This is a genomic window from Thermogemmatispora sp. (assembly GCF_019683755.1).
Classification (GTDB): Bacteria; Chloroflexota; Ktedonobacteria; order Ktedonobacterales; family Ktedonobacteraceae; genus Thermogemmatispora.
Genome location: NZ_JADGHT010000080.1, coordinates 1 through 15,896, shown reverse-complemented (window position 1 = coordinate 15,896; position 15,896 = coordinate 1). Strand labels below are relative to the sequence as shown.

Here is a 15,896-nt window from a genome sequence, read left to right as displayed (position 1 = left end):
TGAGAAAGGGCATCTCCTCCCCTGTTCTCCCCTCTCTTCCTCCCTTCTTTCCCGCTAAGGTTGGCTTGTTTACTTGCTGGTCGCTGACTCTGGTCTCGAAAATGTTGCGAAAAAATAGTCCCGGAAGTCTTGACGGAAACCGGTTTCAATGTTATAGTTTCGCCAGAAACCGGTTCCAGAAGCCGGCACCACCCGCGCAGGAACCAGGTCAAGAGCCTTAGATGTTGGGGAGATCGACAATGGATGAGAAACTCACCATTCAGGATATCGCCCGCTTGGCTGGCGTCTCGAAGTCGAGCGTCTCACGTGTCCTCAACAATTATCCGGCCATCAGTCAGGAGCTGCGCGAGCGTGTGATGCGGGTGGTGCGTGAATATAACTTTGTGCCGAACGTCACTGCGAGAGGGCTGGCCGGAGGCAAGACGCGTCTGGTCGGCGTGTTGACCCCACCGCTGACCTGGCCTGCGGTTCCTGAAATGCTACGTGGGGTGGCGGAATATATTGAGCGAACCTCCTATGAGATGGTCCTCTATAGCGTCAACTTTGAGAATCCCACCCATACGGACGTCGTCGATCGCATCTTGTCTCTGCGCATGGTCTCGGGTTTGCTGGCCATTCTGCCTTGCGACCTGACCCCTCATTTGCTGAAGCATTTTGAGCGCGGGCTGCCCATGGTGATGATCAATGATCAGGAGCCGCCTGAGCGCTTCCCCTGCCCCTGGGTGGGGGTGGATAACCGCACCGGCGGCTACCAGGCCACCCGCCATCTTCTCGATTTGGGCTATCGGCGCATTGCTCATGTGATGGGACCGAAGCGCTACTATTGCGCCCAGGAGCGCTATGAGGGCTATTGTCAGGCGCTGCGCGAGGCCGGGCTGGAGCCTGACCCCGAGCTGCTGCTGCAGGGCGAATTTGATCCCGCTAGTGGTCGCCGTTGCGCTCGCGAGCTGTTTGCCCGCGAACGGAAACGCTGGCCCGAGGCCATCTTTGTGGCCAATGATCAGATGGCCTATGGCTTCCTGGAGGTTGCCGAGGAGCAGGGCATTCAAATCCCCCAGGAGATAGCCTTGGTCGGCTTTGATGATAACCTGGTCTCGTCCCACGTTCGCCCCCCGCTGACGACTGTGCGTCAGCCATTCTCTCAAATGGGGGCGAAGGCGATCGAGCTGCTGCTGAAGATGGTCGATCCCGATCATCTGCTGCCGCGTGTACGGGCCGCCGAGGGCATGGGGAACGCTGGGGCAGGGATGACCTCAGCGACTACCGCTCCCTCTAGCGCTGCCGATGGCTCTGACCATCAGCTGCGTGAGCCTTCCGCTCCCTATCGCTCGGACGGGACCATTCATATACAACTTGAAACCAGCCTGGTGGTACGAGCGTCAAGTGTACCCGCCTGACGCCAGCTCGCTCCTGCGCGTGGGACCGTGCTGAGCGCCTGAAGCGCTTCACCCAGCTAACGCTTGTTTGCTCTACCAGTATGAGCTGCTCATGGCGCATGGATGCGTCTCTCTGCTGGAGAATAGTATGTATTGTCATGCTGTTGTCCTACTTTCTTAGTAGGTCTCTCATCAGGCCCCGCGTCGGGCTTGCTCACTCCGAGCCATAGCCCGGCTCAGGGTCGGCGCTGGCCCTCTGCAGACCGCTGCTCGGCAGGCGGTGGGAAAGGTCAGGCGCTGGCTGGGGGAAGGAGGGAAGGAAGGTGGCTAAGCCCGGGCCTGGTACCTGCTAGCGTACCACCTGGGGCATGAGGGGAGGTGAAAGGCTGGCCAGAGCACTGCGGCTACTGGCCGCGCTCGCCGGCACTGGGCTGATGCCGGCACTGTGGCGCTGTTCCTGGCTGCGTCTGCTGACGGAACGCTGAATAGGGCGCCCGCGGCAGCGCTGGTCTATCCTATCTCTGCTGTGACCAGGAGCGCGCTGCCAGCTCGGCTGCGTTGCAGCTGAACTACTTCCGCAAGAGAAAGGAGTATTGGATGCGGATACCTCAGCGTAGAGTTCACAGGGATGTTGATGAGTCTGCTCGTTCTGGTACCGGTTTCGGCCGGTTGCCCTTCAAGTGGCTCCTCTTCGCCGTCTGTGCCTTGCTGGTCAGTCTCTCGGCTGGCATCGTCTTTGTGGCGCGCACTGCTCCTCAGGCCCACGCTGCCACTTGGACGCAGGTGTGGGGCGACGAGTTTAATGGGCCGGCAGGCTCCCCGCTGGATACTTCGCAGTGGATCTATGATATTGGCACTGGCTATGGCACGGGCGAGATCGAGACGACGACCAATAGCACGGCCAATGTCTCGCTGGATGGCAATGGGCATCTGGCGATTACGCCGCTGCGTGATGCTAATGGCAATTGGACCTCTGGCCGCATTGAAACCGTCAACGATAGCTTCGCCGCTCCTCCCGGTGGTGAGCTGGAGGTGACCGCCTCGCTGCAGCAGCCCAATGTCTCCGGCAATGCCGCCCTGGGTTATTGGCCTGCTTTCTGGATGCTGGGAACGCCTTATCGCTCCGATCATAATTGGCCCAAGGATGGCGAGATCGACATTATGGAGGATGTCAATGGCCTCAGCTCGGTCTTCGGGACCTTCCACTGCGGAACCTATCCCGGTGGCCCCTGCAATGAGCCGAATGGGATCGGTAGCGGTCAGAAGCCTTGTCCCGGCTGCCAGACGGGTTTCCATACCTATACGGTCATTGTCGATCGGAGCGTCTCGCCCGAGCAGATCCGCTGGTACCTGGATGGCAATAACTACTTTACGGTGAGCGCCAACCAGGTGGATGCCACAACCTGGGCGAATGCGGTTGATCATGCCTTCTTTATCATCTTCGATCTGGCGATCGGCGGCGGCTTCCCGGCCGCCTTCGGCGGCGGTCCTACCTCGGCGACTCAGCCCGGCGTGCCCATGCTGGTCGATTATGTGCGCGTCTATACCGCCAATGGGTCGGCTGCCACACCGACGGCTACTCCCACTCCTAGCCCAACGCCAACCGCTGGCAGCGGCAGCGGCTTTACCCAGGGCGCCACAACCATCGGTAGTAATCAGGTCCGCTTCTGGTTCCAGCCGAGTGGTTGGACGGCGGGTTATGTGATCCTGCACTATACGGTTCCGGGGCAGGCTCAGCAGAACGTGCAGATGAGCTACAACAGCAGCTCCGGCCAGTGGGAGTATACGGTCAGTGGCGTCAGCTCAGGGCAGACGATCACGTACTCGTTCACCTACCAGAAGAATGGCCTGCAGTACGATACGGGCACCTATACCTATACGGTAGGCTCTTCGGCTGCCACCCCCACGCCAACGCCTACCCCCTCGGGCGGGAATGGTTTCAGCCAAGGGGTGAATAGCGTCAGTGCTACTCAGGCGCTCTTCTGGTTCCAGCCGAGTGGTTGGACGGCGGGTTATGTGATCCTGCACTACACAATTCCGGGACAGGTTCAGCAGAATGTGCAGATGAGCTACAACAGTAGCGCCGGCCAGTGGCAGTACACGGCTGGCGGCATGAGTTCAGGGCAGACGATCACGTACTCGTTCACCTACCAGAAGAACGGCCTGCAGTACGACACAGGCACCTATACCTGGACTCATCCCTGAGCGTGACCCTCTCTCCCTCACCTGCTCGCCTGAGGTGAGATAGGGAGCTTCCTCCTCTCGGCGCTGCCGTCCGTCTTGCCAAAGCCGGGCAGCAGGCTGTCTGCGACTCAGCTTTGGCCGGCCCGCCCGGGAGGAGGCAGGGCCGGGCTACACCCGCTTGCAGGAGGGCCGTGCGCTCGCTCTGTTTCGAAGCGGTTTTGACATGGCTGCGGATTCCAATCGGGTCAGTGGAGCTGGCTGGTTCAGCGCCGACCACGATGAGACGATGTTTTGTGCGCTCAATCGACGTCCGATTCGCTTTGCAAGGAGGTACGCTTATGTGCGACAAGTCCGATCTCTCTCGCTCTTCACCACGGCCTCTGGCTCTCCTCGGCTGGGGGCGCGTTGCCCTCTCCCTGCTGGCGCTGAGCTTGTTAGTGTTGCTGGCGGCCTGTGGCCAGGGCAGCTCTAGCAGCTCGTCCAATAAGACCCACGTGCTGACGGTCGTGCCTAGTCCCAAAGGCGACTTTACCAACGGCTTTAGCCCCTATTCGGCGAACGCAAACTACGGCTCACAGGGCATGATCTATGAGACGCTGCTCTTCTTTAACCGCATGAATAGCCAGATCACGCCCTGGCTGGCGCAAAGCTATGATTTCTCCAGTGATGCTAAGACGCTGACCTTTCATCTGCGCCCTAATGTGAAGTGGTCTGATGGTCAGCCCTTCACGTCGGCAGATGTGGTCTTTACGCTGCAGATGCTCAAGCAGTATCCGGCGGCCGATGGCAATGGCCTCTGGCAGTATATCCAGAATGTCCAGGCTCCCGATGACCAGACGGTCACGGTGACCTTGAAGGCACCTTATACGCCCATCCTGTGGTATTTGGCCGGCCAAACCTGGATTGTCTCCAAGCATGAGTATGCCAGCGCCGGCGACCCGACCAAGTTTGTCGACGCCAATCCGATCGGTACTGGCCCCTTTATGCTCAAGTCCTTCTCGCCACAGTTGATCACGCTGAAGAAGAATCCCAATTACTGGCAGCCCGGTAAGCCTGCCATTGACGAGATCCGCTATCCGGCCTTCGATTCAAACACGAGCGCGGAGCTGCTGCTCAGCCGCGGTGATGTCGATTGGACGGGCCTCTATACGCCCAATATCGAGCAGACCTATGTGGCGAAGGACCCTGCGCATAATCACTATTGGTTCCCCAACCGCAACATTGTGATGTTGTATTTGAATACGGCGAAGGCACCGTTCAATCAGTTGGCGGTCCGTCAGGCCATCAGCGCGGCCATCGATCGCGAGCAGATTTATAAGGTGGCCGAGAGCGGCTACGAGCCAGTGGCTAGCCCGACTGGCCTGGTGCTGCCGGAGAACCAGAGCTTCCTGAATCCGAAGTACGCCAATGTTGCCTTTGCCAAGGACCCCAATAAGTCGCAGCAACTGCTTGAGAGCGCCGGTTTCCATAAGGGATCGGATGGCATCTATGTCGATAGCAGTGGCAAGAAGATGTCGTTCCAGATCGATGTAGTGACCGGCTGGACCGACTGGGTGACGGCGGTGCAGATTATCGCCAATAATTTGAAGGCTATCGGCATCGATGCCAAGGTGAATTCGATTTCCTTCAACGCCTACTACAGCGCCCTGCAGATGGGCAACTATGATATGGCGATCTCCTGGACCAATCCAGGGCCGACGCCCTTCTACCTGTATAATTCGCTGCTGAATAGCACCAACAGCGCGCCTCTCGGGAAGCCCGCCCCTTCCAACTGGGAGCGCTGGATGGACCCGACGACCGATAAGCTGCTGGCTCAGTACGCGACAACGACTGATCAGACCAAGCAGCAGGAGGCTCTCTATGGTCTGCAACAGATTATGGTGGAGCAACTGCCAAGCATCCCGCTGGTCTATGGTGCGACGTGGTACGAGTACAGCAGCCGCAATTTCACGGGCTGGCCGGATAAGAATAATGCCTATGCTTCGCCGGCTCCCTTCGACTTCCCCGATGCCGAAGTGGTGGCCTTGAATTTGAAGCCCGTTGCCTGAAACCCCATGCGTAGGCGAGGTGAGGGGACCAAACGGGTGCGGCCCTCTCACCTCCCTCCGCATCGGCCTGGCTCGCCGCTTCCGCTTCATTGGTCAACTCCATGAGTCAACGGGGGCTATACACGCAGTAGGCGAGCAGGACAGGCAAGGGTGGCAAGGCGAGGGGCCTGCAGATGGTGAGATGAGAGAGAGAAGACAATCACTGACTCCCAGGCCTCTCGTCTGCAGCCAGACGAGATGAGATGTGGCCTTGCTTCTATTCTATATAGGTCTATCGCATATCCAGAGGTAACGCACAGGCAAGCGGGTTGATCTTCTTAATGTAATAATAAGGAACGACTTTGGCCAACACCCGGCAGCGCGCGCCAACGCTTTCGACGGCTGGAGAGCCGCGCTCTCTCTGTCGCTGGCGGCGTGCGGCGCCGCCTCTCTCGGCTGGGAGGAAAGGGGACCCAGATGAGGCATTTACTGCGCCGCCTCGGCTTCTACTTGGTGGCCCTGTGGGCCTCGATTACGCTGAATTTTATTATTCCGCGCTTGATCCCTGGCGATCCGGCGGGCGCCTTGATGGCTCGCTTTCAGGGACGCCTGACACCCCAGGCGATTCATGCCCTGGAGCTGCAGTTTGGTATTACGCATGATCCGCTCTGGATACAGTATTTCCAGTACCTGGGGGATCTGCTTCACGGCGACCTCGGTACCTCCTTTACTTACTTCCCGACGCCGGTGGCGACGGTCCTGGCTCAAGAGCTGCCCTGGACGCTGGCCCTCGTTGGTACTTCCGTGCTGATCAGCTTCGTCTTGGGGTCGTTGCTCGGTGTCTTGATTGCCTGGCGACGCGGCTCGTTTCTTGATAATGTGCTGCCGCCTTTCCTGACCTTTTTTTCTGCTATTCCCTACTTTTGGCTGGCCTTGATTGCTCTCTATGTGCTGGCCTATACCTTGAACTGGTTCCCTTTGCACGGCGGCTATGATACCTCCTTAACAGTCGCGCTGACTCCCGATTTCTTGCTGAGCGCGCTGCAACATGCCCTGCTGCCAGGCTTCACGATTGTTCTGGCCTCGATCGCTGGCTGGATGCTCGGGATGCGTAACGCCATGATTACGACGCTCACCGAAGACTACGTCTTGCTGGCCGAGGCCAAAGGCCTCAACGAGCGCCGCGTGATGTTCTCCTATGCGGCTCGCAATGCCATTCTGCCGAACGTGACGGGCTTTGCTCTCTCGCTGGGCTTTGTGGTAGCTGGCTCGCTGTTGACAGAGGTGGTTTTCTCCTATCCGGGCGTGGGCTTCGCCTTGCTGCAGGCTGCTCAGAATTCGGATTATCCGCTGCTTCAGGGCATTTTCCTGCTCATTGCCCTGGCGGTACTGGGCGCCAATTTTCTGGCGGACCTGGTCTATCTGGTGCTTGATCCACGCGTACGCGCTAGCTAGCTAGGAAGCCGCATGGCCTGGAGGATCGATCAGCGATTCGCCGTGCGGCCTGATGGATGGATGCTTGAGAGACGTGACCGTGATACGAGAGAAGGAGTGATTGATCATGGCTATGCTACCGCAATCTCCAGAGCCAGTGGCGGCGCCGACGGGCCAGCCGCAGGAGGCAGGCGCAGGCAGCACCGCCGCGGCAGAAGGCGCCACGCCGGCTGCTCTGGCGGCAGAGCGTCCCTGGATGACGCTCTGGCGCATTTTCACTCTGAATCGTAAGGCGATGGTGGGGATGTGTATCGTGGGGTTCTTTTTCCTGGTGGCGATCGTGGGGCCGTTCTTTATCCATACAGACCCAAGCGCGCTATCGAACGATGTACTGATGCCGCCGTCGCCTAAGCATTGGCTGGGAACGACTCAGACTGGCCAGGATATCTTTAGTCAGTTGGTGGTGGGCACGCGCGTTTCGATTCTCTGGGGCATGGCCACGGGCCTGGTGGTGACGGCCATTTCGGTGCTGGTGGGCCTGTGCGCCGGTTACCTGGGAGGGATCGTCGATGAGGTGCTCTCGCTGCTGATCAACGTCTTCCTGGTGTTGCCAAGCTTTCCGCTGGCAGTACTGCTGGCCGCCTATGTGCCCTTTAAGGGGCCGCTGACGGTGGCCGCGGTGATTGCGCTGACGAGTTGGGCTTATCAGGCACGTGTGCTGCGTGCGCAAACGCTGTCGCTGCGCCGGCGCGATTTTGTGGAGGCGGCCCGCTCCAGCGGCGAATCCACCTGGCGCATTATCTTCTTTGAGATTTTCCCGAACGAGATCGCCATTGTGGCGGCGGGTTTTGTGGGTACGGCGATCTATGTGATTCTGGCGGCCGCCGGCCTGGAGTTCTTAGGCCTGGGCGATGTGACGGTGGTCGACTGGGGCACGATGTTCTACTGGGCCCAGAATAACGATGCCTTGCTGTTGGGGGCCTGGTGGTGGTTTGCGGCCCCAGGCCTCTGTATCGCCCTGCTGGGGGCCGGGCTAGCCTTGATCAACTTCGGCATCGACGAGATTGCCAATCCCCGTCTGCGAAGTGAGGCGCGGCCCAGCAAACGCCTGCTGCGTCAGATGCTGGCGCGCTCTATTGGCGCTGGGGCCGGAACGGGGGCGGCTTCTCTCGGTGCCTCTCGTAGCCTTGGTTAAGCCGGCGCTGGAGGCCGGGCCGGGCTTCCTGGTCCCCTCCCTGGTCTGAATCCCCGGCTGAGGTGGGGGCCAGGCCTGGCCGGCGGCGCCGCGCTGACTGGCCACTCACACTCTCTCGCTTGAGAGATCATCATTTTCGAGATAGAGAACAGGAGAACGCATGACGAGTATCCCCACTGTCTCGTTCCAGGCGGTAGAGGACCTGGCTGCACGCTTCCCCGCAAGCTTCTTCTGGGGAGCCGCAACATCTTCGTATCAGGTGGAGGGGGCGGTCGCTGAGGATGGCCGCGGCCCCTCGATCTGGGATGATTTTTCTGCCACGCCGGGCAAGGTCGCCGATGGCCAGAGCGGCGCGCTGGCGGCGGACCATTACCATCGCTATCGCGAGGATGTGGCGCTGATGGCACGCCTGGGCTTGAATGCCTATCGTTTTTCTGTTGCCTGGCCGCGCGTGCTGCCCGAGGGGCGTGGCGCGGTGAATCAGGCGGGCCTGGATTTCTATGATCGCCTGGTCGATGCGCTGCTCGAGGCGGGCATCCAGCCGTTTGTGACGCTCTATCACTGGGATCTGCCTTCGGTGCTGGAGCGTGAGGGCGGCTGGCGCGTGCGCTCGACGGCTTATGCTTTTGCCGACTACGCTGAGGTGGTGACGCGCCGGCTCGGCGATCGTGTGCTGCATTGGATGACGCTCAATGAGCCGTGGTGTAGCGCCTATCTCGGCTATGGGGTGGGCGTGCATGCCCCCGGTCTGCGCGATCGGCAGGCGGCGGTCGACGCCGCGCATCATCTCTTGCTGGCTCATGGGCTGGCCTTGCCTCGCATGCGGGCTGTTCTCCCCGCGCAGGCTCAGATCGGCACTGCCCAGGTGCTGGTGAAGGTCTATGGGGCCGATGAGCGCCCCGAAACGCAGCGCGATGTGGCCCTGGCCCATGCGTTCTCAAATCGCTGGTTCCTTGATCCGCTCTACCGCGGCTCCTATCCCGAGGGTCTCTTTGCCGCTCTGGGACTGAAGCCGCCTCCAATTGAGGAGGGCGATCTCGAACTGATTGCGGCCCCGCTGGATTTCCTGGGGGTCAATAACTATTCGCGCATGTTGGTACGCGGCTCTCCTGAACCGCCCCTGGCTGACCAGTGTCGCACGGTCTCGCCGGTCCCGAATGCCTGCTATACTGATATGGCCTGGGAGATCTTTCCCCAGGGGCTACGCGATTTGCTGCTTGATGTGAGCCGCGATTATCCGGTGCAGCGGCTCTATGTGACGGAGAATGGGGCGGCCTTCCCCGATGAGTGGGATGGCGGCGAGACCGTCCATGATCCGCGCCGCGTGGCTTATCTGGCGTCGTATATCAGTGCCTGCGCCGAGGCCCTGGAGCAGGGAGCGCCGCTCTGTGGCTATTTTGTCTGGTCGCTGCTCGATAATTTCGAGTGGGCCGAGGGCTATCGTAAGCGCTTTGGCATCGTCTATGTGGATTATGCGTCGCAGCGACGGGTGATCAAGGAGAGCGGCCTGTGGTATGCGGCGCTCCTGCAGGCCTTCCGCTCGCGCTGCCGCTAGGGCTGGCATGGCTCTGCGCCGGCCTGCGACTGGTATCGGCCTCTCCCTCGCCCGCTCTCTCGCCGGGAACCAGCTCGCGCTGAGGCTGAGCTGAGCAGGCCGCTGGGGAAGATAAAAGACTGTTCCATGTTGTCCCTGTGCTTGCTTTCCCTCCCCAGAATCCTGGGTCCTCACCAGTCGGTCAGGACCCAGGCCTGAAAGACGCCAGGCGGATGGGCCGGGTCTCCTGGCTCCTCTGCCTCCCGGCTCCCGCCTGCGCGCCTTTCTTCTCTCGTTCACTGAACTCGTGTCTGCTCTCTCGCTTCCTCTGCTCGCTCTTGTCTGGTCTGGCTCTGTCCCTGCTTGCCTGGCAGGCTGTCTGCGTCAGCGGCGCCATGTGCTAAATCTGGTGCTGCGGCGCGTTTTTATTTCCAGCGGATAACATGGTAATATACACTCATAAAAACGGTGTTGCTCGCCGCTCGTTAGGCTGCCCCGCGGGGGACGCTTGGAGGGAATGGTTATGGCCGCTGGTGATTGGTATCTGTTGCAAAAGCCGGAATTTGTGCGCGCCCTGCAAACTCTTTCGCCGAAAGAGATCCGCCTTGTCGTTGAGAAGCTGAATCTCCTGCTGCAGGACCCCTCGCCCGATGGCCATACGCGCTGTCAGGTGCGCCATATGGGCTTACCGCTCTATCGCTTGCGCTGCGGCGCCTATCGTATTTTTTATCGTTTGGAACGCCCCTATATCTGTGTGCTGGCCTTGCGGCGTCGGAATCAGGCCACCTATAGCGGGGAGCTGGATGCCGCTCTCCCAGAGGGCGCTCTGACCGCTCCTCTGGTGGCCGATGACGAGGCCGATGAGGCGGCTGCCTCAGGTGGCCCTCAGCCGGAGACGGCCCCCTCATATTGGGAACGCTGGCTGGCTCCTCAGCCCCCGCCCCGGCGTCCGTTGCCGGAACCGATCACGCCCGAGCTGCTGAGGCTGCTCGGCATTCCCGCCGAGTTTCATGCGCGCCTGCTGCCGATTCAGACGCAGGAGGACTTGCTGGATTGCCCCGGCGTTCCCGATGAGTATTTGCTGTTGATCGATCAGCATATGTTTGAGCGCCCGCTCGTGGCGGTGCTGCAGCAGCCAGACTACTTGCTCGGCGATGTCGAGGATCTGCTGCGCTATCGCCAGGGGGAGCTAGCCGGTTTTTTGTTGCGTCTCTCGCCCGAGCAGGAAAGCTATGTGGCGCGCGGGCTGCGCTCAGGTGGTCCCACGCTGCTCAAGGGAGGACCTGGTACGGGCAAGAGTACGATTGCGCTCTATCGGGTGCGCGCCGTGCAGGAAGAGCTGCGCCGCCAGGGACGCCCTGAGGCCCGCTTGCTGTTGACAACCTATACGAATGCCCTGGTACGCTCATGTGAGCAGTTGCTGCGCCAGCTTCCTGGGGTCGATCTGCGCTTCGTGGAGGTGCAGACGGCGGATCGCCTGATTTATCAGTTGCTCGATGCCCAGGGTGAGCCGCCCAGGCCGCTGACGGCCTCCGAGGAGCAGCAGCTCTTTGAGGAGGCCCTGGAGTGGGCATTGCTGAAGCGGTCGGAAGGCGGGCCAGCGTCTCTGAGCCAGCTTCTGGAGCGCCTGGGACGGGAATATCTGCGCCGCGAGCTGACGCAGGTTATTATGGCGCGTCAGATCACGTCTCTGGAGGAGTACTTGGAGGCGCCGCGCCCGGGTCGGCGGGTGGCGCTCTCACCTCAGCAGCGCCGCGCGGTTTGGGTGCTGTATGAGGCCTTTGTGGCCCTCCTGCGCCAGCAGGGCCGCGAGACCTGGCAGCAGGTGCGGGCCCGCGCCGCCGCCTGGGCTTGTGCCGGACGGCTCTCTCCCTGCTACGATGCGGTGATCATCGATGAGGCCCAGGATCTTGATCCGGCGGCTCTGCGCCTGCTGGTGCTGCTCTGCCGTGATCCGCGCTTGCTCTTTATTACGGCAGATGCCAATCAATCGATTTATGGCAGCGGCTTCGCCTGGACGGAGGTGCATCAGTGGCTGCGTTTCCGCGGGCGGACGAGCGTGCTGACGGTCAATTATCGCTCGACGCGGGAGATCGGCGAGGCGGCGCGGGCCTATCTGCGGGCCCAGGCGTCTGCTGAGCTGGATGGGGAGCCGTGCGAGCGGCGCTATGAGCATAGTGGGCCGGTGCCGGCGCTGCGGCGGGTGGCCTCGCGGGCCGAGGAGGTCGATCTCTTGCGGCGCTTTCTGCCGGCAGCGGCTCATGAGCTGCGGCTGGGGATCGGGGCCTGTGCGGTCCTGACGCCAACGCTGCGCGCCGGGCAGCGGCTGGCGGAGGAGCTGAGGGCGCAAGGGGTGCCGGCGCGCTTCATGCGTGGCCCGGAGCTGGATCTGCAGGCCTCTGGCGTGAAGGTTCTGACGTTGCAGTCAGCCAAGGGGTTGGAGTTTCCGGTCGTGGCTCTGGCCGGCTTCACTGAGGGGGGCTGGCATCAGGGAGCGCTGGCGGCGCTGAGTGAGGAGGAGCGCCAGGAGTTGCTGGCCATCGATCGGCGCACGCTTTTTGTGGGCATGACGCGGGCCATGCGGGCGCTGCTGGTGATAGTCCCTCAGGCTTCTGTTTCGCCATTGCTGGAGGGCTTCGATAGCACCTATTGGAATGTGGCCTGAGCAAGGATAGCTCTGCCGCGTAGGCTCGTTGGGAATCCTGAGTCGGCGGTTGCCGCAGGCTGGGCCATGTACTACAATACAGCTAACTTTAGCAGGAAGGCGCTGGGGCAGGTTTTCTGCTCAGCGAGTGACGCTGCTGGCATGAGTTTCTGCGATGAGAGAGAAGAGTGCTATGTCTCCGCCGGGACCCTCTTTTGAGGGAGCGGAATCGGGCGCCGCGGTCCCAGCGACCCCATCGGCGCATCTGGCCCGCGTCTATCGGCGCTTGCTGGCGGTCTATGGTGCACCGCAGTGGCAGCCTTCGGGTGATCCCCTGGGCGAGCTGGTGGGGACGATTCTTTCGCAGCATACGTCGGATGTCAATTCGGAGCGGGCTTATGCACAGTTGCGGACGGCCTTTCCGTCCTGGGAGGCGCTGCGCCTGGCACCGACCGAGCAGGTGGCGGCGGCTATTCGCTGTGGGGGCCTGGCCAATCTGAAGGCGCGGCGCATTCAGGCGGTGCTCAGTGAGCTGCGACGTCAGCAGGCCGAGGCCGCGGCTGGGCGGGCCGAGGTGGCGACCTGGGAGCTGGATGCTTTTTTGGCCGCCGAGTTGCGGCGTCGGAGTCCGCTGGAGGCCTGGCAGTATTTGCGCCGCCTGCCGGGGGTCGGCCCTAAGACGGCGGCTTGTGTGTTGCTGTTTGGGCTGGGCTGGCCGGTGATGCCTGTAGACACCCATGTGCATCGGGTGGCGCGCCGCCTGGGGTTGATTGGGCCAAAGGTGAGCGCGGAGGAGGCGCATGTGGTCCTGGGTCAGATGACGCCACCCGACTGGGTCTATGCGCTGCATGTGCTTTTGATCCGTCATGGACGACAGGTCTGTCTGGCGCAGCGCCCGCGTTGTCTCGGCTGTCCTTTGCTGGATGTGTGCCGCTATGCCGGTAGTGCTGGGGCCGATGGGGAGCCGGCCTCGGCCTCTGCCGCCGCCGGCGACTTGCTAGGCGATGATCTGTAGCTGCCCGTGGGCGGGTCGCTTTGTCGTTTCTCCTTTCCTGTGGGCGTCTGCTCTCTGCCGGGTGGAACTCAGAGGAGGGTGCAAGGCGGCCTACGGATTGCTGACCTGGCTGGGAAGGAGTGACTGACTGATGGCCTCAAGTCAGGACTGGAGCCAGATTATTCATCAGAGTGAGAATGAGCGCTTTGTGGGCCGCGAGCAGGAGCTGATGCTGTTTCTGCAGGAGTTGCGCCGTGAGCCGCCGCGCACGCTGATTTTTTATCTGACCGGTCAGGCCGGCGTTGGTAAGACGACGCTGCTGCGCCGCTATCAGATGCTGGCTTGCGAGCAGGGCTTTCTGGTCGCCGAGTGCGATGAGCGCCAGCGCGATGTCTTGGCCGTGCTGGGCCATCTGGCGGCTCAGTTCGAGATGCACGGCCTGCGTCTCAAAACGTTTGAGGAGCGCCATCGGCTCTACTATCAGCGCCTGCATGAGATTGAGGCTGATCCCCAGGCGCCGCGCGGGCAGGGCGGGCTGTCGGTGCGTACCTTGCTGCGCATGGCCTTTGTGGCCGGCGAGCTGCTGCCGGTGGTTGGTCCGGCTTTCTCGTATCTGTCGCTGGAGGATATCGAGGAGCTGGCCAGTGAGTGGGGGCGCTATCTGCTGCGTAAGTTGGGGAACCGCGAAGAGATCGAGCTGTTGCGCGATCCTGAGCAGGTGCTCAGTCAGCTCTTTTTTGCCGACCTCAATCGGGTGGCCGAGCGCTGGCCGCTCTTGCTCTGTCTCGATAATCTGGAGGCGACGCGCCCGGCTCTCTTCGATTGGCTGCTGCGTCTGCCTGAGTATCGGCCCTCGGGGCGCATTCGCCTGGTGCTGGCCGGGCGCGAGCCGCTCGACAGGGAGTGGGGCATTCTGCGCGGGGTGACGCACGTCATCCATCTGGATGTCTTTACGCCGGAGGAGGCTGAGGCGTTTCTAGATCTCTACCATGTGCGCGATCCGCTGCGGCGCCAGGAGATTATCGAGGTCTCTGGCCGGCTCCCGGTGTTGATGAGTTGGCTGGCGGCGCCGCGCGAGACGGGGGGGTCCTATACGGTGCTGCCGGCCAGCGATATGGTGGAGCGCTTCTTGCGGTGGGTAACTGATCCGGCTCTGCGTGAGGCGGCTCTCTTGGGGGCCTTGCCGCGGGTGCTCAATCGCGATGTGCTGGCCTACCTGTTGCGCTGTGCGCTGGGCGAGCAGGCGCCGCATGTGGAGCGTGTCTTTGACTGGCTGGTCGGGCTGCCCTTTGTGAGCGAGCGCGGCGAGGGCTGGCGCTATCATTCGGTGGTGCGGCGCATGATGTTGGAGTATCTGCGCCGCCGCAGTCCGGCTGAGTATCGTGAGCTGCATGCCTGCCTGGCAACCTTCTATCGCCAGCAGCGCGATGCGCTCTATGAGCCGGGACGCGAGTATTGGCAGGCAAGCCGCTGGCAGGAGGGGACGCTGAACTCTCTCTATCACGGCTTGATCGCCGAGGCCGGCAGGTTCTGGGGCGAGTTCCTGGAGTGCTTTACGCTGGCTCTCTATCAGGAGCGCCGCTTGGCGGCTCGCCTGGTGGAGATGGCGGCGCTGGAGGAGGTGCGGCGCGATCTGGAGCGCTCTCAGCGCGAGCTGTTGGAGCTGATGCAGGCCGGGTTGCGGGCGATGGAAGAAGGCGATTGGGCGACGGGGCTGCGCCTCTTCGATCGGCTCTGTCAGGTTCAGGTGCTCTCGCCACGGGCGCGGGCGGCGGCTTACTTTTTTCGTGGGCGCGTGCAGCGCTACCGCCAGGCCTATAGCGAGGCGCTGGCCGATCATAGTCAGGCTATCGCTCTCGATGCTTCTAATGTCTGGGCTTTTGTGGAGCGTTCGCGTGTGCTGCGACGGCTGCGGCGCTATTCTGAGGCGCTAGAGGATTTGTCGCGGGTGCTGGAGTTGAATCCTTTCGATGCGCGTTCCTGGGCCAGCCGTGGCCAGGTCTATACGCGCTTGGGCCGCTATGAGGAGGCGCTGCAGGATTATGAGCGGGCTTTAGCGCTGGATGAGGGCTATGTCTGGGCCCTGGTGCATCGGGCGGAGGTTCATCGTTTACGGGGCGACTATGAGCGGGCGTTAGCTGATCTTGATCGCGCTTTGGCGCTGCATCCGCAGGAGGTGCGGGCTTTGGGGGAGTACGGCGAGGTCTATCGCTTGTTGGGCCGCTATGAGGAGGCGCTGAGCTGCCTGGAGCAGGCTCTGGCGCTGCGCCCCGATTATGCCTGGGCGATGGCTTGCCGCGGGCTGGTGTATGCGGCCCAGGGCCGCCGTCAGGAGGCGCTGGCTGATCTGGAGCGGGCCTTGTCCCTTGATCCGACGCTGGAGCTGGCAGCCTCCGCCCGTATGGCGCTGCTGGCCGCTGAGCCGCCTGCAGCGACCGGCGACTCTCCGGTCGCCGGGCCTCTGGGGGCTGTCGCGTATACACATCACCCAGCCCACCAGACCCGCAA

General features: G+C 61.9%; 9 protein-coding genes. All 9 read left to right on the top strand.

Annotation, left to right across the window (positions count from 1 at the left end; translation table 11 throughout):
• Nucleotides 1-239 precede the first annotated feature (239 nt).
• A complete protein-coding gene (locus tag IRZ24_RS07740; protein ID WP_297162081.1) occupies nucleotides 240-1,397 on the top strand; it encodes a LacI family DNA-binding transcriptional regulator in 1,158 nt (385 codons plus the stop codon).
• Between the two features lie 576 nt (nucleotides 1,398-1,973).
• Nucleotides 1,974-3,581 carry a glycoside hydrolase family 16 protein gene (locus IRZ24_RS07735; RefSeq protein ID WP_297162078.1) on the top strand — a complete coding sequence of 536 codons (1,608 nt, stop codon included), beginning with the start codon at nucleotides 1,974-1,976 and terminating at the stop codon, nucleotides 3,579-3,581.
• 317 nt (nucleotides 3,582-3,898) lie between these two features.
• The gene (locus tag IRZ24_RS07730; protein ID WP_297162075.1) at nucleotides 3,899-5,608 is read left to right on the top strand and encodes an ABC transporter substrate-binding protein; all 1,710 of its coding nucleotides are present in this window, start codon (nucleotides 3,899-3,901) and stop codon (nucleotides 5,606-5,608) included.
• 456 nt (nucleotides 5,609-6,064) lie between these two features.
• Nucleotides 6,065-7,042 carry an ABC transporter permease gene (locus tag IRZ24_RS07725; RefSeq protein ID WP_297162073.1) on the top strand — a complete coding sequence of 326 codons (978 nt, stop codon included), beginning with the start codon at nucleotides 6,065-6,067 and terminating at the stop codon, nucleotides 7,040-7,042.
• Nucleotides 7,043-7,148: 106 nt separating this feature from the next.
• Nucleotides 7,149-8,216, top strand: coding sequence for an ABC transporter permease (locus tag IRZ24_RS07720; RefSeq protein ID WP_297162070.1), 1,068 nt, complete (start codon nucleotides 7,149-7,151; stop codon nucleotides 8,214-8,216).
• 160 nt (nucleotides 8,217-8,376) lie between these two features.
• Nucleotides 8,377-9,771, top strand: a complete 1,395-nt coding sequence (locus IRZ24_RS07715) for a GH1 family beta-glucosidase (protein WP_297162068.1) — start codon at nucleotides 8,377-8,379, stop codon at nucleotides 9,769-9,771.
• Between the two features lie 502 nt (nucleotides 9,772-10,273).
• Entirely contained in the window at nucleotides 10,274-12,415 is a 2,142-nt protein-coding gene (locus IRZ24_RS07710) for a UvrD-helicase domain-containing protein (RefSeq protein ID WP_297162066.1), read from the top strand.
• 172 nt (nucleotides 12,416-12,587) lie between these two features.
• Nucleotides 12,588-13,409: an endonuclease III gene (gene nth, locus IRZ24_RS07705; protein ID WP_297162064.1), complete on the top strand. Its 822-nt coding sequence runs from the start codon at nucleotides 12,588-12,590 to the stop codon at nucleotides 13,407-13,409.
• Nucleotides 13,410-13,539: 130 nt separating this feature from the next.
• A partial coding sequence (locus tag IRZ24_RS07700) for a tetratricopeptide repeat protein (RefSeq protein WP_297162061.1) occupies nucleotides 13,540-15,896 on the top strand: 2,357 nt, incomplete at its 3' end.